Origin of the sequence: Candidatus Litorirhabdus singularis (assembly GCF_026262625.1) — a bacterium.
GTDB classification, from domain to species: Bacteria; Pseudomonadota; Gammaproteobacteria; order Pseudomonadales; family Halieaceae; genus Litorirhabdus; species Litorirhabdus singularis.
Genome location: NZ_SHNN01000001.1, coordinates 1,399,683 through 1,422,156, shown reverse-complemented (window position 1 = coordinate 1,422,156; position 22,474 = coordinate 1,399,683). Strand labels below are relative to the sequence as shown.

The 22,474-nt window shown below is 54.9% G+C and carries 24 protein-coding genes; 19 read left to right on the top strand and 5 right to left on the bottom strand.

Translation table 11 applies throughout. The features are described 5' to 3' along the window. From EYC98_RS06365 to EYC98_RS06350, 4 genes are all read left to right on the top strand, one after another. Positions 1-453 (top strand): hypothetical protein, encoded by a 453-nt coding sequence (locus EYC98_RS06365; RefSeq protein WP_279244478.1) that lies wholly within the window; start codon positions 1-3, stop codon positions 451-453. Positions 454-540: 87 nt separating this feature from the next. Next, positions 541-1,053, top strand: a complete 513-nt coding sequence (locus EYC98_RS06360) for a DUF427 domain-containing protein (RefSeq protein WP_279244477.1) — start codon at positions 541-543, stop codon at positions 1,051-1,053. A gap of 101 nt (positions 1,054-1,154) precedes the next feature. After that, on the top strand, positions 1,155-1,445 hold the full coding sequence (locus tag EYC98_RS06355; RefSeq protein WP_279244476.1) for a hypothetical protein: 291 nt from the start codon (positions 1,155-1,157) through the stop codon (positions 1,443-1,445). Positions 1,446-1,681: 236 nt separating this feature from the next. Then, positions 1,682-2,407: a 4'-phosphopantetheinyl transferase family protein gene (locus EYC98_RS06350; RefSeq protein ID WP_279244475.1), complete on the top strand. Its 726-nt coding sequence runs from the start codon at positions 1,682-1,684 to the stop codon at positions 2,405-2,407. A gap of 172 nt (positions 2,408-2,579) precedes the next feature. On the opposite strand, the gene EYC98_RS06345 is transcribed toward EYC98_RS06350, so the two are convergent. The 3 genes from EYC98_RS06345 to EYC98_RS06335 form a co-directional block, all read right to left on the bottom strand. Then, complete coding sequence (locus EYC98_RS06345; protein WP_279244474.1) at positions 2,580-2,765, bottom strand: hypothetical protein; 186 nt, start codon at positions 2,763-2,765, stop codon at positions 2,580-2,582. 212 nt (positions 2,766-2,977) lie between these two features. Beyond that, positions 2,978-4,276: a DASH family cryptochrome gene (locus EYC98_RS06340; protein ID WP_279244473.1), complete on the bottom strand. Its 1,299-nt coding sequence runs from the start codon at positions 4,274-4,276 to the stop codon at positions 2,978-2,980. A gap of 223 nt (positions 4,277-4,499) precedes the next feature. Continuing rightward, on the bottom strand, positions 4,500-4,934 hold the full coding sequence (locus EYC98_RS06335; RefSeq protein ID WP_279244472.1) for a c-type cytochrome: 435 nt from the start codon (positions 4,932-4,934) through the stop codon (positions 4,500-4,502). Positions 4,935-5,102: 168 nt separating this feature from the next. Between EYC98_RS06335 and EYC98_RS06330 the strand changes: the two genes are divergently transcribed. Both EYC98_RS06330 and EYC98_RS06325 read left to right on the top strand, forming a co-directional pair. Continuing rightward, positions 5,103-6,224 carry a DUF3080 family protein gene (locus EYC98_RS06330; protein WP_279244890.1) on the top strand — a complete coding sequence of 374 codons (1,122 nt, stop codon included), beginning with the start codon at positions 5,103-5,105 and terminating at the stop codon, positions 6,222-6,224. Next, on the top strand, positions 6,193-6,696 hold the full coding sequence (locus EYC98_RS06325; RefSeq protein ID WP_279244471.1) for a DUF2244 domain-containing protein: 504 nt from the start codon (positions 6,193-6,195) through the stop codon (positions 6,694-6,696). Before EYC98_RS06330 ends, EYC98_RS06325 begins: the two co-directional genes overlap by 32 nt. A gap of 5 nt (positions 6,697-6,701) precedes the next feature. Here EYC98_RS06325 and EYC98_RS06320 read toward each other — a convergent pair whose 3' ends face one another. Then, positions 6,702-7,628 (bottom strand): sulfotransferase domain-containing protein, encoded by a 927-nt coding sequence (locus EYC98_RS06320; protein WP_279244470.1) that lies wholly within the window; start codon positions 7,626-7,628, stop codon positions 6,702-6,704. Between the two features lie 132 nt (positions 7,629-7,760). Here EYC98_RS06320 and EYC98_RS06315 point away from each other — a divergent pair, with 132 nt between their 5' ends. The 7 genes from EYC98_RS06315 (at position 7,761) to EYC98_RS06285 (ending at position 15,024) form a co-directional block, all read left to right on the top strand. Then, positions 7,761-8,735: a CE1 family esterase gene (locus EYC98_RS06315; RefSeq protein ID WP_279244469.1), complete on the top strand. Its 975-nt coding sequence runs from the start codon at positions 7,761-7,763 to the stop codon at positions 8,733-8,735. 37 nt (positions 8,736-8,772) lie between these two features. Beyond that, complete coding sequence (locus tag EYC98_RS06310) at positions 8,773-9,453, top strand: glutathione S-transferase family protein (RefSeq protein ID WP_279244468.1); 681 nt, start codon at positions 8,773-8,775, stop codon at positions 9,451-9,453. 258 nt (positions 9,454-9,711) lie between these two features. Beyond that, entirely contained in the window at positions 9,712-10,359 is a 648-nt protein-coding gene (locus EYC98_RS06305; protein WP_279244467.1) for a VPLPA-CTERM sorting domain-containing protein, read from the top strand. A gap of 206 nt (positions 10,360-10,565) precedes the next feature. Further along, positions 10,566-11,612, top strand: coding sequence for an NAD(P)H-dependent amine dehydrogenase family protein (locus EYC98_RS06300; RefSeq protein WP_279244466.1), 1,047 nt, complete (start codon positions 10,566-10,568; stop codon positions 11,610-11,612). Between the two features lie 20 nt (positions 11,613-11,632). Further along, positions 11,633-12,856, top strand: a complete 1,224-nt coding sequence (locus tag EYC98_RS06295) for an amidohydrolase family protein (RefSeq protein WP_279244465.1) — start codon at positions 11,633-11,635, stop codon at positions 12,854-12,856. Positions 12,857-12,964: 108 nt separating this feature from the next. Next, positions 12,965-14,116, top strand: coding sequence for a CNNM domain-containing protein (locus tag EYC98_RS06290; RefSeq protein WP_279244464.1), 1,152 nt, complete (start codon positions 12,965-12,967; stop codon positions 14,114-14,116). 56 nt (positions 14,117-14,172) lie between these two features. Continuing rightward, positions 14,173-15,024, top strand: a complete 852-nt coding sequence (locus tag EYC98_RS06285) for an enoyl-CoA hydratase (RefSeq protein WP_279244463.1) — start codon at positions 14,173-14,175, stop codon at positions 15,022-15,024. A gap of 50 nt (positions 15,025-15,074) precedes the next feature. On the opposite strand, the gene EYC98_RS06280 is transcribed toward EYC98_RS06285, so the two are convergent. Further along, on the bottom strand, positions 15,075-15,485 hold the full coding sequence (locus EYC98_RS06280; protein ID WP_279244462.1) for a RidA family protein: 411 nt from the start codon (positions 15,483-15,485) through the stop codon (positions 15,075-15,077). A gap of 193 nt (positions 15,486-15,678) precedes the next feature. On the opposite strand from EYC98_RS06280, the gene EYC98_RS06275 reads away from it, so the two are divergent. The 6 genes from EYC98_RS06275 (at position 15,679) to egtD (ending at position 22,354) form a co-directional block, all read left to right on the top strand. Next, on the top strand, positions 15,679-17,025 hold the full coding sequence (locus EYC98_RS06275; protein WP_279244461.1) for an MFS transporter: 1,347 nt from the start codon (positions 15,679-15,681) through the stop codon (positions 17,023-17,025). A 4-nt stretch (positions 17,026-17,029) separates the two neighbouring features. Then, complete coding sequence (locus EYC98_RS06270) at positions 17,030-17,770, top strand: ATP-binding cassette domain-containing protein (RefSeq protein WP_279244460.1); 741 nt, start codon at positions 17,030-17,032, stop codon at positions 17,768-17,770. A gap of 14 nt (positions 17,771-17,784) precedes the next feature. Further along, positions 17,785-19,245 (top strand): glycine betaine ABC transporter substrate-binding protein, encoded by a 1,461-nt coding sequence (locus tag EYC98_RS06265; protein WP_279244459.1) that lies wholly within the window; start codon positions 17,785-17,787, stop codon positions 19,243-19,245. A gap of 373 nt (positions 19,246-19,618) precedes the next feature. Then, positions 19,619-20,131: a PhzF family phenazine biosynthesis protein gene (locus tag EYC98_RS06260; RefSeq protein ID WP_279244458.1), complete on the top strand. Its 513-nt coding sequence runs from the start codon at positions 19,619-19,621 to the stop codon at positions 20,129-20,131. Beyond that, positions 20,118-21,356: an ergothioneine biosynthesis protein EgtB gene (gene egtB, locus EYC98_RS06255; protein WP_279244457.1), complete on the top strand. Its 1,239-nt coding sequence runs from the start codon at positions 20,118-20,120 to the stop codon at positions 21,354-21,356. The genes EYC98_RS06260 and egtB overlap by 14 nt, the downstream gene beginning before the upstream one ends. Before the next feature lie 23 nt (positions 21,357-21,379). Then, positions 21,380-22,354, top strand: a complete 975-nt coding sequence (gene egtD / locus EYC98_RS06250; RefSeq protein WP_279244456.1) for an L-histidine N(alpha)-methyltransferase — start codon at positions 21,380-21,382, stop codon at positions 22,352-22,354. Positions 22,355-22,474 lie beyond the last annotated feature (120 nt).

Genomic DNA, 22,474 nt, shown 5'->3' with positions numbered 1-22,474 from the left:
ATGCGTTTTGCCAAACTCCTGCTCGTTACCCTTCTGTGCAGTGCCAGCCTGGGGGTGACCGCCCAGGACGCTACTGTGGACCGGAAAGACCAGCGCGAAGTACTTAAGATGGGCTTGTATCCGCCTGATATCCTTATGCGCCAGCAACAGCGCCTTGGCATCACCGACAACCAACGGCAATCGATTGCCGCCCTGGTCAAGACGTTCCAGAATGGTGTGACGGAATTGCAGTGGTCGATGCCCAATGAGCAGCAGAAGCTGCAGCAGCTGCTGCGCTCGCACCCGGTCCCTGCCGAGGAGGCTCTGGCGCAGTCTGCCAAGGTTCTGGAGATGGAGTCGCGTTTCAAGCAAGCGCACTTTGAACTCTTGGTAGCGATCAAGAATGAACTGACCAAGGAACAGGTCGATATGCTCGATAGCGTTATCCGCCGCCGCCTGACCGGGCAAAAATAATCGCAGCGGCGCAGGCGGTGATTGCAGCGACAGGTGATCCATTGCCGGGCGCAACCGCGTAACTCTCCGACACAGGAGAGTTATCACATGTGGAAATATACCGGCTCAGAGCGTCCAGCGTTCGCTGAAGAACCCAAGCCTGGCCAGGAGTCAGTGTGGGACTATCCGCGACCACCGGCCCTGGTTACCTGCACCAACGACATACTCGTTGGAGATGCCGGGCAGGTCGTGGCGCATACCACACAAGCACTGCGAGTGCTGGAAACCGCCAGCCCCCCAACCTACTATCTGCCGCCTGACGCCGTTGACTGGAACCTGCTTGAGAAACTGGATCAGCATTCCTGGTGTGAATGGAAAGGCGAAGCGACCTACTGGGGGCTAGCCACTGACAAGGCCGCAGGTGCGGTGGGCTGGAGCTACCATGCGCCGCACCATACCTTCGCAGCTATCGATGGCTTTATGTCATTCTACCCAGGCCGTATAGCCTGTTATATCGACGGTGAACAGGTCAAAGCCCAGGCCGGCGGATTCTATGGCGGCTGGGTTACCAAGAATATTGTGGGGCCCATGAAAGGTGATCCTGGCACCGGGCACTGGTGAAAGTAAAACTGTCCATGTTTTGTCCATATTGGGCTTGGCATTGGTGCGCTCCACTTCGCCTTTGCTCGCGTACCACTCTCTACACAAACAGGAGAGATGCTATGACCGTCTTAAAAACAGCAGTAACAACCGCCCTATTAGCCTTCAGTGCGATCGCATTCAGCGCTGAGCCTGTAGCCATCGACAAGGTCAAGACTGGCCTGCTGTCCGCCACTGAAACTTACAGTATCTATAGCGTTAGCTGCTCCGATGAATCGACTGCGGCTATTGCCGCCATGAATCGCGGCACCCGCTGGTGCGTAGCGGAAGCGTCACAGCTTGACTGCTTCAGCGACCGTGAAAATGCTGCCGTCAAAGCCTGCTCTTCGACACTCATGGCCTCCAACGGCTAAGACGCCAGTAGCCTCGTTTCTGCCACGCTCTTCGGTGGCAGAGTCCCTTCCAGACCTACCTCTCGGTAGGTCGAGGGAGAAGGCGTCCTGATATATCCCGGCCACTAACAACGCCGCGGCCTACCCAAGCTGTTCGCCTTTCCAGCGTCAGCGGAGCAGCCCTGAAATGCTTTATAATGCCTCGGAGCACACTGCTCAAACGCATCTATACTCAGCGGCGCAGGCGCAAAACGGCTTTGACAAACCCCCTTCACACCTCAGCCATTCACGTTTGGCATATACATGCAGTCGGCGAGCACCTGACACCCGAACTACATCTGACACCCGAAGAATTGGCGCGCGCGAAGCGTTTTCACGATCCCCAGCAAGGTCGGCAATGGCGCTATTTTCACTGTGCGCTGCGCCAGGTGCTGGCGCGCTATACAGACTGCGCATCACAGCCGTTACGTTTCGGCACCATTGAGCAAGACAAACCGGTTCTGCTGGATTTTCCAGAACTGCATTTCAACCTGAGCCACACTGCATCCCGCGCCCTACTTGCGGTTACCCGTGCCGCCCCCGTCGGGATTGATATCGAACAGCAGCGGCAGCTTAAGGACCGCGAAGCTATGATCAGGCGCTACTTTTCAGTGTCCGAGCAGGAGCAATTGGCTGCACCACAGTACGCGGAAAAATCTGTAGATAAAGATCAGGCCTTTTTTCGGCTATGGACGCGGAAAGAAGCCATCATCAAGGCCAATGGTCTGGGTTTAGGCATTGCTCTGGACTCCTTCGATGTGCCCAGTGAACCCATACCGACGTGGCGGGTGTGCAAGCTAAGCAGTCCGGCTAACGGCAAAAGACACTATCGCCTGCAAGACGTCGAGGTATCGCGTGGTTACGCTGCGGCCATCGCCCTGCAATCAGCAAAATCAGCGCTGGATGCGCCAGTAAGCGTAAAACACTTCAACTATTCAGAGTGAACCTACTCACAGCCTCGTTGGCCGCAAACCATCAACGACGATAGACCGCCATGGACTAATCAGAGCAATGGGTGCAACAGGAAGGGGGTAAAAAAAGCGATGAGAAAGAACAAAGAAACCCTGCATCTGATGCAGCCAGAGGCAACACCAGAAGCAGGAAGGGGGGGCTGGATCAATTCAAAGCAAAGTTGATAAACCACATACCTGAGAGTACAAAACCCAGCGTGCTCATAGTAGCGATAGACGCGGCAATCACGGAACCCATTGGGTCCTGAATGAAGCGACCAAAACGTTGCAGAGGGGTCAGCGGCATTACTTGTGCGAATACACTGGGTTGCTGGTTCTGGTTACTGCTCATAGGTACTGCCTCGTTGACTGCTTGGTAATGACTGAAAGCTCAATGTACGACGCACATTCTAGGCAGAATGACACTCCGAACAATCTGGTTTTCACTGATTCAATCATCGAATAAAACAGACAATACGCGGACTGGTTATCGGTCACACCAAACTGTTTGGGCCCCAGCCTCTAACTCTTGACGTCTGCCAAATGGGAACACTGGATAAAATCTCAGCTGACTATGGGCCAGTCCGCCGCATCTACCACGTGGTCAGGCTGCGGCGGCCTTACACCCCCCCACTTGCTAATAAACTCCTGCTGGGGATCATACAATCTGGTTTGTTTTTCCAGGTTGAAATAGCGCCCGCCGCGCGGATCAGCGCCCACACCTGCCAGATACTGCCAATTGCCATAATTGCTCGCCACATCGTAGTCCAGCAGGTGTTTCTCAAAGAAGGCTGCGCCGTAACGCCATTCAATGCCCAGATCATTGACCAAACAACTGGCAGCAATCTGCCGACCGCGATTGCTCATCCAGCCCGTTTCTAACAGCTGACGCATGAGGGCATTGACCAACGGAAAATTGGTGTCGCCTTGACACCAACGGGCGAAGTTTCTCGGCTCAAAAGTGCAACGTCTCAGCTTGCCAACGCTACCGCCGACCCTGAACAAACCGATATCATCGTCCAACGCGCGCCAGTGAAAAAACTCGCGCCAGAGCAGTTCGAACAACACCCACCCGGTCGACTCGTTGCTCCCTTTATCTTGCTCAAATAACTGCACTGCAGCCGCCACCTCACGCGCGGACAGACAGCCCACAGCCAACCACGGCGACAGTGAACTCGAGCCATCCAATCCATCGAGGCCATTGCGCGTCTGCTTGTATTGCAAGATGGACTCTTCTTCAAACATCCAACGTTGAATCCGCTGTTGTCCCGCGGCGGCTCCGCCGCGCACCGGAAACGCCAGCGGCGGTTTGATGTCGCCGCTGGCCAGTTCAGGATACTGCAGTCCCACAGGCGGAGGCGGCAGGACCGTCGGAGCTGCCACCGGCTCCAGCGGCGCTATCTCCTCCACCGCTTGCTTGAAGGGTGTGAATTGCGCCGGCATCTGGCGTGATCCAAACGGCAATTGAGAAGACTTAAACAACGTGTTGCCAAGGTGGAGGTCTAGCGGTACTGATAGTGCTCGTGCCACTTGTTCCCTGGCCTGCCGCTCATAGTATCCCGGGGAAAGTGAGGTGCCGACGCGCGTCGCCCCTATGCGATCCGCCAATGCCGGCAGGTGCACCTGCGCCACACCTGACAGCACCATCAGATCCTGGCCCAATTCACGCAAATCATCGCGCAAGGCTGACAGGCTTTCTAACAAGAAGCGGCGCCGCTGCGCGCCCATTCCCGTCAGGTTGCACCAGGGTCGCGACTCCGACCACACATACACCAAAAGCAGCGTATCCGCGTTCGCATGCTCCAACAGGCCGGGATTGTCCTGCAGCCGCAGGTCGTGCTGGAACCAATAAATTTCAGACATTGCTGATAATCCTTAGCTTAAGGGTCGAGTGCCCCAGCGCCACCCTGTCCACTGACAGAGTACGCTCATCCTTCTGGCCGATGCCTACCACGAATTCTGTCATCCCAGAGAGCTGGGGCAGTCCATGTTTCGGGCCCTGAAACCCGGTGGTCGACTGGCGCTTGTCGAGTAGCGCGCTGAACACCTCAGCCAGCAAGCTGCGCCCGGAAACATCAGAGAGTCCTTAGAGCGTCTCTACAAATGCCGCAAGATTATCGATATCGGCCTGGCTCAGCATTCCTGCGTTAGCCCACATCAGGCTACTTTGGGCGCCGCGCGTTTCGCCGTTTTTGTACTGCCGCAACATGCCCGCAATGCTCTCTGCAGACTGCCCCGCCAGTTGCGGTCCCACTCCGCCCTCACCGCCCGCGCCATGGCACGCAATACAGCCCTGATAAGCAGCTTTACCCAACTCTGCAGGGGAGGCCGCCGCCTTCGCCGCCTGAGCGGCGGCGGCAACAGCTACCACTCCACCGGTTTTAGCTTGCCAGGCTTCATAGCACTCTCCATCACAGCGATGCACACGGTCAACATCGTGCTCGTTGGTAAGCATCATGTAAGAAGGAAAACCCACGGCAAAGCAGGCAAAGAAAATCAGACTGATGGTACTCGCGTTCATAGCGGCTTCTCAATAAAGTGATAAAGAACGGTATACGCGTTGGCGGCGAGAACCGGCACCTATAGAATTGGACAAAAGCTGGACGCTACCTACTTGCCGCCACCCACTGACAGCGCCCGCACGTAACTACACTGACGAACCAACAAATGGAGGAGGCGGCTAGTGAGAATGGTGGGCAGGAAGCGCTATTCGATCGCACAAGCGCTGCGCTATGTGACTTACCTCATGGCACCGTTGCTAGTAGCAGCCTGCGGAGCAGGTCCGGCAGAAAGCAGGTTGCAGGACTACCAAGCGCGATTGGCGCGAACCTTGCAGCTGGAGTTGCCAATCCAGTCCGAGTCAGAACTCGCTCGCTTTCCAAGGCCAAGAGACCTGGTGGCAAAGCCGGTCACGGCGACCATCGACTTGATCGAGTTGTGGTCATTACGTGACTGCGCTCTGCACGGATTGATTGCCAACAAAAACAGCTCCCTGGGTCGAGTTTCCCTAAGTTCGACAAAGTTGTTCCACGAACTGGACTTCCTGCGCTTGCTACCGGCCTGCCTGAAGCAGCTCGAGATTAGTGGCAGAGACGAGCTGTCCACCGCATTAGAACAAGTCGGCAACGCCAAACGCGAGCGCTTGCCCAGCTTCATCTGGCAGGCTCTGCTGGGCGGACAGGAATACCGTGACTACTGGAACCTACCACAGCAAGTACCCGACTATGATGCCGCAGCGGGCGCACCAGCTCAGCAGGCGGCTCAGGCACTCATTATACTGGCGCAGGCGTGGCTCAAGAATGACTACCGGGTTGACCGGGCAGCGGTAGAAACACACTTGAAAAAAATGCGTTTCGGTAACGCCGGCGTTTTGCAGAAGTCGCTGATATTGCAACATAACTACCTCAGCAGTCTTGATGTAGCGACTAAGGTACGGCTAGCCGAGCGTCCGATATGCTTCAGCGCCGGCGGCGCACCCGCGCCAGTAATCGACAACGTGGTGCGCAAATATTTTGTGGGCGAACTACAGCCCTGGTCAGTACAATTACAGAAAGGCATTGCTCAACTGCAGGCTGCGCAACAATTGGAAGCCTTGCTGGCCTTGGGCGAACCAGAAGCGTTCCAGAGCTGGAGATTGAAACGCGACGAGCTTTTAGAAATAGCCTCAGGAGCACCTCGCCGCCACGTACAATCCTTACTGCCGGTGCTTGAGCAATGCGGTCTTAGCCCCGGACAGGCGCCAGCCGCTTACCCGCAGAAAATGTCGAACAGGAGTGATCTTGGTCTACCAACAACAACACCAGGAACATGAAGTCCTAATTGCCGAGCCCAATCGGTCAGCCAGCTGGCAGGCCAACAAATGGGCACTGGTAGCCATGTGTATGCTGTCGGGCACTATCGCCTCTGGTTTTGCTTTCGTGGGCGCCTGGCCGATATTACCGTTTGCCGGCCTTGAGATGGCGGCGCTAGGCACCGCTCTCTACTACGTCTGCTGGAAGCTTCGCTACCGTCACGTAGTCACCTTCGACGAACAAGAAGTTCGGATCCAGAAAGGCCACTACCATCCGCGTCAAAGCTGGTCTTTCGAGCGACGTAATACGCGCATTATCATCAGCACCAAACCGCACCCTTGGGACGCGCCTGGTATCAGCTTGAGCCACCGTGGCGAAACAGTCTGCCTCGGCGAATTTCTAAGTAAAGACGATGCCCAGCAGCTTATTGAACTGCTGCGCTCCAGGCTGCGAGTGCAGTCGCACTCTGCTAACACAAGCAAAGACTTCTGAACCTGTCAGTCCAGAGCCGCTATCAACGCTGCATAATTTTCAAAACCCAGCTCTGCGGTTATATGTAGTTGCCAGAGAGCGTCGAGCTCAGCCACTACCTCCGGGCTTAACTGCTGACGCGCCTCACCCACATTACCGCTGCGCACTTTCGAGGAATCACTGTTTGCAGGCAAACCAGAGGCTTTTACACTCAGTTCACGCATCAGCTTGTCATCAAAACGATCCTTATGCCGCTGCATAAACGGCAGCGAACTATGCTCCATCGTAATAGCGAGCAACTCAGCATCCAGTTCAACACCTATAAAGTCAGCGACTTTACGGATCGTACCCTCCAGATCATCCTTCATGTGCTCATAGGCCATAAACAACACATCGGAGTCTTCACGCCGAATCCACCACGAACGCAAATGTGTCCAATAGTCACCGCCGCGGTTGCCCGGACCACCCGCCGCAAGAAAGGTACCGCGAGCGAAGTCATCCAGCGACACCGAGCCGGGTTCAATAAACCAGCCTTCCATAAACTTGTACATGGAGTACAGCGCATCCTGCGGATCGCGACAGGCGTTTATGTAGCGACCACCGGCCGGTATACGGTCGGCGTCAAGATGACTCTTGAACAATCTGGGCCGGGCTTTTTGCGCAGCATTAAGATCAAGGCCCAGGCCAGCGGCCGTCTCCAGCCAAGGTACAACCCGACTGATATCGTCAAAATCCATATCACCACGGGTCCGCAATGCATGCGCCATCTGCTGCAACCAGGTGGTACCGCTTTTTCCAAATGGGGTGATAACCACATCGGTGGCCTGCAACTCGACCGCCAACTCACCCGGTGCAGGGCCACCGGGAGCCATCGCCTGCATCAGCCGGCCAAAAGATTCGAGCGTTGTCGCTCGTCCTGAGGGAGCTAGCCCTGTACTTGCCGTTGAATTCATCACTGCGCCTTGACGTAAATGAGACCACAAAAATATTAGCTAGGCCCCAGTATAGGTCAGACCAACGTGCTAAGCCCGTGCCACCAACAAGCTCATGCTAAACTCAGGTTTTAGTAAAAGAACCCTCAGCCAATGAAAAAGTTTATTGTCGTGGTCCTGCTATTACTTGCGCTAGTAAGCGCCGGGTTTTACGGGCTCGGAATGAGTATTCCGCCGCAACCGGAGTTGGCCGGCAGTCTGCGACAGCAAAGCCTGAACTGGGACGGTATCACCCGAGACTACGCTGTGTATGAACCAGCGAAGCTTGCTGCCAAACCAGCTCTGGTAATCGTAATGCACGGCTCTATGGGCAACCCTGAACAAGCCCGCTCAGCCTACGCTTACGCGTTTGACCAGTTGGCTGACGAGCACGGGTTCCTGGTTGTTTACCCACATGGTTTTGAAGATCATTTTAATGGCTGCCGCTTGCAGGGACCTTACAGCGCCAAGCAACAACAAATCGATGATGTGGGTTTTCTGCGCGCGCTGGTTGCGCGCCTGGTGGAACAGAACAACGCCAATCCCGCTGCCATCTTCGCCACCGGTATTTCCAATGGCGGTCAGATGGCCATGCGACTGGCGCTGGAGGCGCCTGACCTGGTAACCGCTGTAGCATCGGTTGCAGCCAGCCTGCCCGCTCCCGCGAATATGGATTGCGTTGCCAGCGGCGAACCTGCAGCGGTGTTACTGATGAATGGCACCGACGACCCTATGAACCCTTATGCCGGCGGCATCGTAGCTCTGTACGGATTAGTGGGTGATCGCGGTGAGGTATTATCATCGCAGGACACTATCAAGTACTGGGCTCAGCTCGCCGGTCATACAACGCCGCCAGAACGACGCACACTAGCCAATACAGTAAGCGACGATAACAGCACCGTCGAAGTATCCAGCTGGGAGGCTCCGGGCCGCAAACCGGTGCAGCTGTATACCATTATTGGTGGCGGCCACAATGTACCGCATCCGCAGCTAAAGCTACCGCGACTACTGGGCGGCACCAACAACGATATTGTCGGCGCTCAGGAAATCTGGAGATTCTTTAATTTGGCCTACGAGGCCAGCCGCTAAGCGCATTCTCACACCAGACCAAAAACGGGGAAATCTCATGCAGTTCAAACGACTAAAGTTATACCACTTTCCAGCGACTCGCAGTGCGCGGGTGCGCTGGTTACTTCATGAGTTGCTCGATCAAGACTTTGACCTGGAGGTCGTCGCGCTTTATGACGGGGCTCAGTACAGCGCAGAGTTTCTGAAGAAAAACCCCAACCACAATGTGCCTGCACTGGAGATCACTCTTGAGAATGGCGAGCAGCAAGTGATGCTCGAGAGCGGCGCGATGATTTCTTTACTCGCAGACATATTCCCGCAACAGGCACTGGCACCCAGAGCGGATGTATTCTCGACCGAACGGGCGGATTATCTGCAAATGCTGCACTTCGGTACCTCTTGGATGGACATGATGTTGTGGCAGATTCGTATTCACACTCACCTGTTGGGAGACGAAAGCGATGCCCGCACTATAGAGCGCTACCGCACTAAATTCGTTGCGGAGGTCGAGCCTCAGTTGATCACCCGTCTACAACAACACAGCTATATTTGCGGCGACAGCTTTTGCGCGGTCGACTGCGTTATGGGCCAGAACGTGCAATGGGCAAAAGCGTATGAGCTGTGCCAAGACCCCGTTTTCACTGACTATATCAAGCGGCTGGCACAGCGCCCGGCGTTTCTGCAGGCTTACTCGGATATGAAGGATTTCACCCTGTCACCGACTGACAGCAAACGTTGAACCTATCCCCCTCTCCCCCAGCCGCTGCCTGACATAGCGGCTCTATCTGCTGTCAGAAAACTTTACATCGCCTGAGCCGAAAATCGCTGACAATCATCAAGCCATTGTTTTATATGGAGTTTTCATGTCTGGCCCGAATATTGCCTAGTACATTCCAACATCTGTAATGCAAAACTCTCACAGGTAAAGGAATTAGCCCTGACCAGCTCTCGAGCACTACTAGAGCAGTCAGTAGTTTCACTTTAAGGGATTGACACAATGATTAAGAAATTATCGATGATCGCGGCACTGACATTGGCTGCTACAGCAGTACCAGCACAAGCTGCTGTACTGGCCACCTGGGACGTCTCTGCAAGTATCTTTGGCACCATAACCGACCCGGTACCTGCCACTATTAGCGGCAGCGACAGCGGAGGCACCGCGACACTCGACAGTGATGGCAGCTTCTCGGTCGTAGGTCTGGATAATTTGTTGCTCAACCTGAATGCAGACCCACTACTCGGCGGCGCCACTCTTGACCTGGCGGTTATCGGTGAGGTGAACGGGGTTTACGATCCGCTGACTCAACAACTATCCGGCAACATCGCTACCGTCACTTTCAGCGAGAATAATCCCTGTACTCCGCTCGGGCTGCTAGGCGCTCAAATTTGTGATGCCGTACCTGGCGTGATCGATTTCAGCCAGCCCCTCATACTTACTGCTGCAGAAGGCCTGGCCGACCCAATCACCTTCGACCTGGTCAGTGACTTCAGGTTCTTGCTGGGAGAACTTGGCGGCGTTGCCGAGCTTGAATTATCCCTGACGAATGTGCAGGTTGTGCCACTGCCCGCAGCCGTCTGGTTGTTTGGTTCTGCACTGCTCGGTTTAGCGGGAGCAGCACGCGGCAAACGCCAAAGCAAAGTCTGAAGATTCGCTGTTTGAGACCCCGGAGGTTCACCTACAGTGAACCTCCGATCAGCCCGCCTGGAACTCAATCGCAACCTCGCTTAAAGCAACCACCTCATCTGTCCTCACCTGCGAAAGATGGTTTTTGTGCCATACTGCTGCCAATAAATATTGCCCCAATAGACCACGAAAGCGGGCAGCACATAATAAACAGAGGTTAATCACCGATGACAACACGCGTGATTCAGTGGTCCAGCGGTAACGTTGGCAAAGCCATCATTCGCAGTATTGCACGCCGCCAAGAAATCGAATTGGTAGGGCTTTACGTCTACTCCCAGGAAAAATCAGGTACCGATGCAGGAGAGATCGCGGGCATTGCGCCATTGGGAATCCTGGCAACCGACTCGGTCGAGGACCTACTAGCCATAGACGCTGACATTGTAATACACACGCCGCTTCCCTCACTGGTCTATGGCGATGACCCCGACGCTGACGTCGCCACGATTTGCCAACTGCTTGCCTCCGGCAAAGATGTCATAACGACCGTGGGATATATGTACCCCAAAGTCTACGGCGCAGAACTGGTTGCCAGATTTGAGGACGCTTGTAACGCAGGTAACAGCAGCTTCCATTCAACAGGCCTCAATCCAGGCTGGCTTGGTGACGTAATGCCGCTGACCATGAGCAGCCTGTCCAGCCGCATCGATCAAGTGTACGTGCGCGAAATCACTAATTTCGAGTTCTATCCCTCCCCTGAAGTTATGTTCGGCATGATGGGGTTTGGTAAAACAGATGCTGAATTCGCCCAGACCATAGAACGTTATGAGCACTGGCTGACCAACTTATTTCGCGAAAATATCCAGATGATTGCAGACGGCCTCGGGGTCGAGCTGGATACGATCACCGACAGCCGCGAGCTCGCCTACGCCGATAACGATCTGCAACCGGCAGCGGGCACTGTTCGTGAGGGCACCATTGCCGGTCAACACTGGGAGTGGGCAGGCATAAGCAACGGTAAAAAAGTGATAGTCCATGAAACCGTTTGGCGCATGCATCGCTCGGTAGCTCCAGACTGGCCCGACGGTGACCACTCCGTCACTATCGAAGGCAAACCGCGCATGCATATCACCTTTGACCCGGTCTGGATTGACGACGGCTTGTTAGCTACCGGCATGCATGCTCTGAACGCTGTACCCTATGTATTGGCGGCTGGAGCGGGCATCAAGACCTTACTCGACCTACCCTGGATCATGGGTCGTATGGACAATAGCTGAGACATAAGAAGAGGCACATCGTGAAGCTGAATCGACGCAAATTCCTGACCGCCGCGGGGGTCTCTGCTGGCGCCATTGCTGTCACCTCCTGTGATTCTCCGCCATCGGAGCGTTACAACCAGGCGGATATTGACAACCTTGCGACGCAGCGGCTAGAAGAAGAGGCGAACGCCGGTCAAGGCCTCTATGGCCGTCAGGTCTATGCCGGTTATCGCGGCCTGGCTGAGCTACCCTGGTTTGAGCTTGACCCCGGCGGCAGCCTAATCTGCACCGATGTAAGCGTGCCGCTGGCGATCGATGTACACAGTCATTTGGGGATGTCCGTATTAATGCGTCCCGCGCTGGATCTGCAGGCCAGCACAGAGCGCGTTATGCACCTTCTCGACTGCGATTCCACGAATCCTGGCTGCGAGCTCGATCTGGATATTTACGTCAACGGCAATTTTACGCCAGACGCCCTCAGCGGCTTGCGTAATCACACCATCGCTCAGGGAATATGGGGGAGTCGCTTTGCAGCGACCCAAACCATACCCAATTTGCTGCGCGAAATGGAAGCGATGCGAGTACAGCATGCGATGCTGTTACCGATCAAACTTGGACTGCCTTTTGGCGACAGCCTCACCGAAGACTGGCGCACCGCTGTAAGCCGCGCCGGTGTCGGCAACCGCCTGCACGTTGGACTCTCGGTCGAACCCGGCTCAGCCACCGCCGTGCAGGAGATGCGCGCCCATGCGGCAGCCGGTGGTAGAATTATGAAATTGCACCCCACGGTCCAGCGCTTTTATCCTGATGACCCCGCCGTCATGGACATTTACGCCGAAGCAGAAACATTAGGGCTAGTGATTTTCTATCACGGCGGTCGCGCCGGTATAGAGCCAGAATCATCCCACCCCTTTGCCATGCCGCGCCATTACGAAGCGCCCTTGGCGGAGTTCCCGCGGCTGCAATTTATACTGGGTCATGCTGGTGCACGCGACAGTGCTGCCATGCTGGAACTGGCTATACGCTACGACAACGCCTGGCTGGGAATCCATGGACAAAGTCTGACGTTTCTTGAAACCATTATTCAACGCACCGGCGGACAACGTGTGCTATTTGGGACCGACTGGCCGTTTTACCACATCGCGGCATCACTGGCCAAAGTGCTCATCGTCACAGACACTGCTAAGCGTGCCACGCTGCGCCATGACATCCTGCGCGGCAACGCATTGCAGCTGCTCTCCTGGTTGGCCGCTAGCAACTAACAAAACCAGAGCTCAAATGTCCTGCCGGCATGAACTGCTGGCAAAATTCCTGCTCCAAACAACGCAAGACAAGCCGACTTTCCACCCATTTTCGGATATGCTGACATCATGGTGTCATTACTCATTGCGTTTTTCCTGGTCTCGATTGTGTTCTCATTTTTGTGTTCGCTATGGGAGGCTGCGCTGCTCAGTATCACCCCGGCCTTCGCCCAGATACAACTGCAGGAAGGCTCCTCGGTCGGACGCCATCTCACCGAATTCAAGGCCAACATCGACCGACCGCTGGCGGCCATACTCACCCTGAACACTATCGCCCATACGGTGGGCGCTATTGGTGTCGGTGCGCAGGCTTCAATTATCTGGGCGGATGCAAACCCTCTGGTAACCGGTCTCCTGGTGCCGGCGGTAATGACTCTGGCCATCTTGATGTTGTCTGAGATTATCCCCAAGACTCTAGGTGCACTGTATTGGAAACAACTGGCCGGTTTTACCGTCACTTCACTGTTATTCATCATGACCCTGCTGACACCGATCATTTGGGCATGTCAGTTGGTTACCCGACTGCTAACCCACAACTCTGAAGGCAGCATTTTTTCCCGGTCAGATTTTATGGCAATGGCTGAAATCGGCGCCAGAGACGGTGTGTTTGAAGCCAGTGAGTCAGCCATGATTTCCAATCTGCTTCAATTTGAGTCCGTTTGCGTGGTCGATATTATGACCCCACGTACGGTGGTCAAGGCGTTGGCCGAAGACTGCACCATTGCGGAGTCACTGAACGCACATCAGCCGCTGCAGGTATCGCGTATACCCATCTACCAGAACGGTTCCAAAGACGATGTCACCGGTTACGTGCTCAAGGACGACCTGCTGCATTCAATGATTGAGGGCCACGGCGAGCAAAAGATAGCAGACCTGCGCCGTGACATTATGATCGTGCAAGAGAATTTTCCGTTGCCAGAGCTGTTCAATCGCCTGATGGCAAAAAAGGAGCACATAGCCCTGGTTGTCGACAAGTTTGGTGGCATGGCAGGTATCGTTACCATGGAAGATGCCATTGAAACACTGTTAGGCCGTGAGATCGTCGACGAGTCAGATTGTGAAACCGATTTGCGGGTACAAGCACGCCGGGACTGGGAGCGGCGCGCCAAGGCGCAGGGGCTGGTCGAAGAAACTTACACTGTGCCCGCAGCCACCCTGGCGCGAAGCGAAACCGAATCAGATAGCGACACCCCTGACGAAAAGTCTCCACCCCCTACTTAGACACCCCTAACCTATCCGACCGCGAAAACCGACAGGCCAATCAGGAGCTTGCATTCATGACTGCAGAATTCAAAACCATCAAATACTGCGCGACCGACGATGCGGTAGCACGCATTACACTCGCGCGCCCCGAGAAGCGCAACGCGCAGACTTTTGAAATGTTGTCTGAACTCAATACCGCCTTTGATCTTGCCGCCCATGACAAAGCTGTCAAAGTCATTATTCTGGATGCCGAGGGTCGCGACTTCTCCAGCGGTCATGCCGGTCCCGGCGACCTTGATTTTAAATCCTATCAGCCGGTAGGCACCTGGGCCGACTTCGGTGCGCCCGGTGCCGAAGGTCAGTGGGGTTTTGAGCAAGAGTTTTTTAAAGGTTTTTGTATGCGTTGGCGTGACATTCCCAAGCCGACCATTGCCGCCGTCAAGGGCTGGGTAATCGCCGGCGGGCTAATGCTATGCTGGCCCTGTGACATCATTATCGCCGCCGAGGACACTCTGTTCACTGATCCAGTGGTCGCCTTTGGCGTCAATGGAGTTGAATACTTTGGCCACCCCTGGGAAATGGGCGTGCGCAAAGCCAAAGAGATGTTGTTCACGGGTGAGGTCATGACTGCCGAGGAAGCCAAACAGCTGGGCATGGTCAATCACGTTGTTGCCAACGCCGAGCTGGATGCGTTTACTCTGGATATGGCCCAGCGCATTGCCAAGCGACCGATGATCGGGCTTAAACTGGCAAAACAGTCGGTTAATCAGGCGCAAGATGCAATGGGGTTTCGCAACGCGCAAGAAGCCGCCTTCGCCTTACAGCAGCTGGGCCACACCCATGCCCGGGTTGTGCATGATGGAATCCCGGTTGACCCGGAAGGCCAGAAACTAGTGCAGGAAACCCTGCAGAAATGGAAAAAGTAGAGCCCTGCATACCCAAGCGTAACCGCGGCTGAGATATATACAGGTAGCGCTCAGCCGGCTGTTACCTGCCCTTCTATCAGCGCAATGCCTTCAATTTCAATCATCAATTCCGGCAGTGCCAAAGCCGAGACTTCCACTAGCGTATCTGCCGGCCAGGGCGGCGAAAAATAACGTTCGCGCAAGGCCACAATTTTTCCGAAATTCGACATATCGGTCAGGTAAATGGTGACCTTGACCAATTTATCCATCGATGAGCCGGCGGCATCCAGCACTGCTCTGAGGTTCTCGAAAGCCTGCTCGGCCTGCGCATCAAAATCGCCGACCCCCACCAGATTACCCTCAAGATCGAGCGCCGCCTGGCCGGAAAGAAAAACCAAATCTCCCACCCGATAGGCCTGCGCAATGTTAAAGGCCGCATACGGATCCGGGTCGGTCTGTATCTGAATCGCATCTGTAATCACAACTATTATCTCTTTCCAAAGTCCCTGACAGACTATAGGCAAACATCGCCTATTTCACCCATCAATAGGTCAGACGACTCCACAAAAATCAAAAACACTGGCTTTCCCCTGGCTTATTGCGCAGAGTGTGATCATCGAATACGGGATCATCAAGGCCAGTTTTTTGATGCCGCGATAATAATAAGGAACATGCGTGCAACAAAAGTTGACCAACTCGCGGTTGTTTTTCTATGGTTTGACCGACATGCCAGTGATGATGTCGATCTTCCCCGTCGTGGTATTTATTCCCCGTTTTTACACCAGCGACATGGGTCTATCACTGGCACTGGTTGGCACCATCATCTTTGCGGTGCGCATGCTCGACGTCATCACGGACCCGCTGATGGGCTATATCAGCGACCGCACGGTTACCCGCTTTGGCCGGCGACGCCCCTGGGTGGTTTTGTCCACGCCGATTATCATGCTGGCCATTGCCCGTCTGTTCATGCCACCAGAAGAAATAGATGGCTGGTATATGTTCGGCTGGATGGCAGTACTTTCAATCGGCACAACCATGATGTTAATTCCTTATTATGCCTGGGGAGCAGAACTCTCCACCGATTATCATGAACGCTCACGGATTACTGGCTGGCGCGCGGCACTGGGCTCTCTCGGTCAACTTACCGCACAGGCAGTTCCCGCCGCTGCGCTATTTTTCTTTGCCATTGGCGGAACCAGCGCAGTGCTGGAGATGGTTGGCACAACCATGCTGATTATATTTCCAATTGCAGTGATTCTGACCGTAACGCTTACGCCGGAAACACAAACCGAAATCCGCTCGACTAAACCTCTGCTTCCGGGCATCAAGTTGATGTTCAGCAACGGTCCCTTTCTGCGCCTGATCATGGCCTTCATGATTGGCTACATAGGCCTTAACATTTCCACTCCTTTATACATTTTCTTTGTTGCCGATGTGTTGGGCGCAGAGAACGAATCGATCTACATGCTCAGCTGTTTCTATCTCAGCAACATCATCGCCATCCCATTTTGGGTAAGACTGGGCTCAAAAATCGGCAAACATCGCGCTTACATTTTTGCCTACTGCTCCATTGCGGTGATACACCCCCTGTATATGTTTCTGGGAGAGGGAGATTTCTGGTGGATGCTACCTATAACTGTCATCACCGGCTTCGCGGCCGGGGGCTTTAGCCAGGCATTACCCAACTCAATGAAAGCCGATGTCATCGACCTGGATAATCTGCAAAGCGGGGAAAATAGAGCGGCGCTATTTTTTGCAGCGTGGTCGTTTGCGACCAAGGCTACGGCTTCGATCGGTGGCGCCATCGCCATGTTTGGTCTGGCGCTATGGGGCTTTGATGCGGCTCCCGATGCGGTCAACGGCGACGAAGAGCTGTTTGGCCTGCGCTTCCTTTTCTCGACGCTGCCCTCACTATTTTTCATCTGCGGGGCACTCATCGTCTGGAAGTACCCAATTACCGAACAAAAACACGCGGAAATTCGAGCCCAGCTGGCAGCACGTGACCAGTCTATGCAAGTATAGTCCCATGCACGCAATAACATTCTCCGCCGTGACCAAGTCCTATGATTCGCGCCCGGTATTACAGGACATCAACCTGGCCTTCGAAACCGGAAAGCTGACTGCTATTATCGGCCGCAGCGGTTGCGGCAAGTCAACGCTACTTAAGCTCTGTAATGGGCTGACTCAACCAGATTCTGGCAGCATTGAAGTGTTCGGCGAAAGCTTGAACTACCTCGCTCTGCCGACACTGCGCCGCCGCATGGGCTACGCGGTTCAGGGGACCGGTTTATTCCCTCACTTGAACACTCGGGACAATATCGCCCTACCTGCTGTAGCTGCGGGCTGGTCACCAGATTCCATCTCCCCGCGTATCGACGAGTTATTATCACTAACGCAACTGTCCACCGATTTGCTCAACGCCTATCCCCACCAACTTAGCGGGGGTCAGCAGCAGCGTGCCGGCCTATGCCGCGCCATGCTGCTGCGGCCAGAGGTGCTGTTATTGGACGAACCATTCGCTGCCATCGACCCCATCACCCGCTTCGATATCCACCAGCAGTTGCAAGACCTGCTACGCAACGAACCCACCACAGTGGTGCTAGTCACCCACGATATGCGTGAGGCAATGCTGTTGGCTGATCACATCGTCGTAATGGAGGCAGGGCGGATTGCGCTGAATGAATCGACACAAAATCTGATCAATACAAAACCGGGCCTGGAACCTGAAGCGCTATTAAAGTCGATCATGTCAGAGACTCAGAGATGAAGGCGCTGATCGTAATGAGCCTGAGCATTTGGCTGGCGCTAGGCGCGAGCCAAATGGCGGCAAAAGAGAAAGCGGTAGTCGCATCTAAAGCTTTCACTGAAAGCCACATACTCGCCGAGATAACGGCGCAGTTGCTTGAGGCACGGGGCTTTGAAGTAGAACGCAAGCTGGGTCTTGGTGGCTCAATGATTGCCTTCGAGGGCCTGCGCCAGGGTGAGCTTGATGTCTACCCGGAGTACACCGGGACGTTGACCGAAGCTATTCTCAAACAACCAGAGCTATCCAGAGCCGACTTGAACGCGGCACTAGCTGAGCGCGGCCTGGTATTTCGGGTCGAGCTGGGCTTCAACAATAGTTATGCCATCGCGGTCACGGAGGCTACGGCCCGGGCGCGCGGACTGAAGGCCATTAGTGACTTATCGCGGCAACCAGATTTGTTACTCGCGTTCTCGCACGAATTTCTGAACCGCGGTGACGGCTGGCCCGCCCTGCAGTCGCGATATGGATTGCCGCAACAGCCCACCGGCATAGAACACGCTCTGGCATATCCGGCACTGGACAACGGCCAGCTAGATGTGACTGACGCCTATACCACGGATGGTGAACTAAGCCGCTACCAACTCAGGTTATTGAGCGACGATCGCAATTTTTTCCCTACCTACGACGCCGGCTTACTCACTCGTCAGGATAGCAGCCCAGCCCTAAATCAAGTGCTGGAGGAATTAGCAAATGCCTTTGACGAAACCAATATGCGCGCGCTGAACCAGCGGGTGGCGAATGACGGCGAAGCTATTACCAGCGTCGCAGCTGACTTTCTCCATACGCAGGGTTTAATCGCTAACGCCACTTCAACCGCACCAACCCAAGCCAGTCGCATACTGAACAATACGCTGGTGCATCTAAAGCTAACCTCTTTAGCACTGGCGCTTGGCTGTTTGGTTGCGATTCCACTGACTCTGACGCTGGCTCGGCGGCAGCGCGCTGCCAGCGCATTGCTCTACGTCACCGGTCTTCTTCAAACCATTCCTGCTCTGGCACTACTGGCGCTGTTAATTCCTTTGGTGGGTCTGGGTGAGCTGCCTGCAATCATCGCGTTATTTCTGTATTCGCTATTGCCTATCGTACGCAATACGCTCACTGCCTTGTTCAATATTGACCCGTTGCTAAAACAAGTTGCGGCGGGGCTGGGGCTTAGCCCTACCCAACAACTGCTTAAAATAGAACTACCTTTGGCTGCACCGACCATTCTGGCAGGCGTAAAAACCGCAGCAATTATCAGTATCGGCACCGCTACGCTGGCGGCCTTCGTAGGCGCCGGTGGCTTGGGTGAGCCGATCATTACCGGCCTTACACTCAATGACCACAGCCTGATTCTTGAAGGTGCGATTCCGGCTGCCTTGCTGGCCATAACCGTTGAACTGATATTTGAAGCCATAGAACGTTTCGTCATACCAGCGCACTTGCGGGTCAGCTAACACACTGTGAACCCGCTGCAAAAAACTGGTAGGCTATCGCCAGTTTCAATTTCAACCAGATTCGTCGGTGGGTAACAGCATTTCACATCATATTGCAGCTATGACCGTTAGAGCATTCGCGGGCACTGCTAACAACGGCGCGGAATTTTCGCTGCTGGGTAACCCCTGCTGCGTTACCGCGTGGGCAGAAGCCACTGACGCCGTTCCAGAAGCTGGTGAAGTTACCCAGTGTTATACCTGGCCTACGGCAGCTGGAGCTGCAAGTGTCAGTTGTTGGGGGCCAAACGGTTTGCCTATCAAGCTATGTGGACACGGGCTAATGAGCTGCGGCACAGTGCTTTCAAGATCGGGAGTGCCGGTACAGACCCTCAACATGAACGACACTACTGCGCAGTTTGAACACAGCAACAGCATCAGCTGGGTCGGGCTACCGCCACTGGAAATCTTCCATTGCGGTGTACCTGACTGGGTACAGGAGCTATTTCAGCAACAGCCTGCAAGTGCCGCCACAGCAGGACAAAGTGATGACTATTTAATCCTGGCCTGGCCAGCTGACTTCCCCCTGCAGGAACTTGCCTTCCCTACCCATCTGGGACGGCATACTCAAAGAGCGGTCATCGCCACCTGCCTGGACACCACCCCCTCTGGCTTTGATATTCACTTTCGCTATTTCGCGCCGCAATACAGCTCTGTCGAGGATGCCGCCACCGGTTCGGCTATGCGAGTGCTGGCCGATTATTGGCAACCGCAGCGAGGCGATTCGCTGCGTGCCTGGCAGTGCTCACCCCAGGGTGGCGAACTGTTAAGCCGCAGAGAACCTGAAATCACCTGGGTGGGTGGCCACATGTTGTGTGAGAACGGCGAGGGCGCAGATGAAGAATCCTGAGCACATCGCCGCTTTCATCGAAACACGCCAGCAATCCATAGCCCTGTGTGAACCCCTACTGGTGGAGGACTATTGCCTGCAGGGAGCGGCCTTCGCCAGCCCCCCAAAATGGCATTTGGCCCATACCACCTGGTTTTTCGAAACGTTTATTTTGATCCCATTCGCGAGTCACTATACGCCCCAGAATCCGGCTTTCTCAGTGCTGTTCAATTCCTATTACAACGGCATTGGCGCTCAGCATCCGCGCGACCAACGCGGCCTACTGTCGCGACCAACACTGGATGAAGTACTCGCCTACCGCGAGCGAGTTGACCAAGCCCTGCTCCAACTTATCAAGGACGCTGACGCGACATCTCAAGAAACTATAGAAGAGCGACTGGTCTTGGGCGTTGAACACGAACGACAGCACCAAGAGTTGTTTTTTACCGACATCAAGTACTCTCTGAATGCCAACCCTCTGTATCCCGCCTATAGCTCAGTGCACCCTGAGCCGGCAGCACAGGGCGCGCCCGCTTCCTGGCTGAAATACCCGGGCGGCCTGGTCGAAATCGGGCATCAAGGCCAAGGCTTCAATTTTGACAATGAACTGCCGCGTCACCAGTCTTACCTTCAGCCCTATGAATTGTGCAGTCGCTTGGTCACCAATGCCGAATATCAGGAATTTGTCGATGCCGGGGGTTATCAAAACGCCGAGCTGTGGTTGGCTGATGGCTGGAGTACGCTGCAGACCGAGAAGTGGCGCGCCCCCCTGTATTGGCTAGAGCGCGACGGACAGGCCTTGGAATACAGCCTGTACGGGCTCAAACAACGGCTTCCGGAGAACCCGGTGTGCCATGTTAGCGGCTATGAAGCTGAAGCCTACGCGCGCTGGATTGGCGCGCGTTTGCCCACCGAACAGGAATGGGAAACGGCTGCGCAAGGACAACCCGCCACCCGCGGTCTGGATGATGCACACTATCACCCACGGCCAGCCCCAGCCGACGCAGGTATTAACCAACTCTACGGTGACTGCTGGCAATGGACCCGCAGCGCTTACACACCCTACCCTGGCTATCAGGCATCTGCCGGTGCCATAGGCGAATACAACGGTAAGTTTATGAGCAACCAGTGGGTGTTACGCGGCAGTAGCTGCGTTACCAAGGACAGCCAGGCTCGCTCGTCTTACCGTAATTTCTTTTATCCTCAGGACCGCTGGCAGTTCAGCGGTATCCGCCTCGCACGCTAGCGGGCAAACAAGGCCAGACATAGATGAAGCAAGCTCTGAAAAAAGCCAATAATGTGACCTTCCGTGACGAGCATCCGGAACTGGGTGTCAGTCAGCATGAAATCATGCAGGGCTTAACCGCGCGCCAGAAAACCGTCAATCCCAAATGGTTTTATGACGAGCGCGGCTCACAGCTATTCGATCAAATAACCCGCCTACCGGAGTATTACCCCACGCGGACCGAGCTGGCTATCCTGCAGGAAAATTGCGCGGAGATCAGCGAGCACTGCGGCGACGGCTGTCTGCTAATTGAGCCCGGCAGTGGCTCCAGCGAAAAAGTCAGGACTCTGCTGCAGCATCTCCGCCCAGCCGCCTACGTGCCCATGGATATATCAGCCGATTTCCTGCAGTCAGCAGCTTTACAGCTTGGCGATGAGTATCCATGGCTGGACATCCATGCGGTGTGTGCCGATTTCAATCAAGGCTGGTCTTTTGTGAATGATCTACCTGATGCCAGACGCGTCGTCTTCTACCCAGGCTCGACCTTGGGCAATCTTGAGCCTGAGGCTGCCATTCGATTTCTGGCGCGCGTGAGAGACCTGATCGGGGAATCTGGCGGCGCACTACTGGGTGTTGATACACACAAAGCCACAGCGCAGCTGAACGCCGCATACAACGATGTCGAGGGTATCACCGCAGCCTTTAACCTGAACGTTCTGCGTCGCATGAACCAGCTGCTTGATACCGACTTCGATGAGTCACAGTTCCAGCATCACGCTTTTTATAATACCGACGCTCGCCGTATCGAGATGCATCTGGTCAGCCAGATGCAGCAGAATGTCGAGTGTAGTGGTCAGACGCTGGAGTTTGCACGCGGCGAGACAATTCATACTGAAAATTCTTATAAGTACAGCTACGAAGACTTCGCCGCTCTGGCTGCTGCCGCTGACCTCAAGATTCAAACCAGTTGGCAGGATGAACAGAAAAACTTCGGGGTCTATTTTCTACAGCCCATGTGAGCAGTGCCACGGGTTGCTTACCGAGACAGGAGACTAGATACGCCCAACGATATGCTCTGAAGATCGCTCCAGCGCGTAACTGAAATACCTACGAGACTTGCTCACAAAACCGCGGAGACT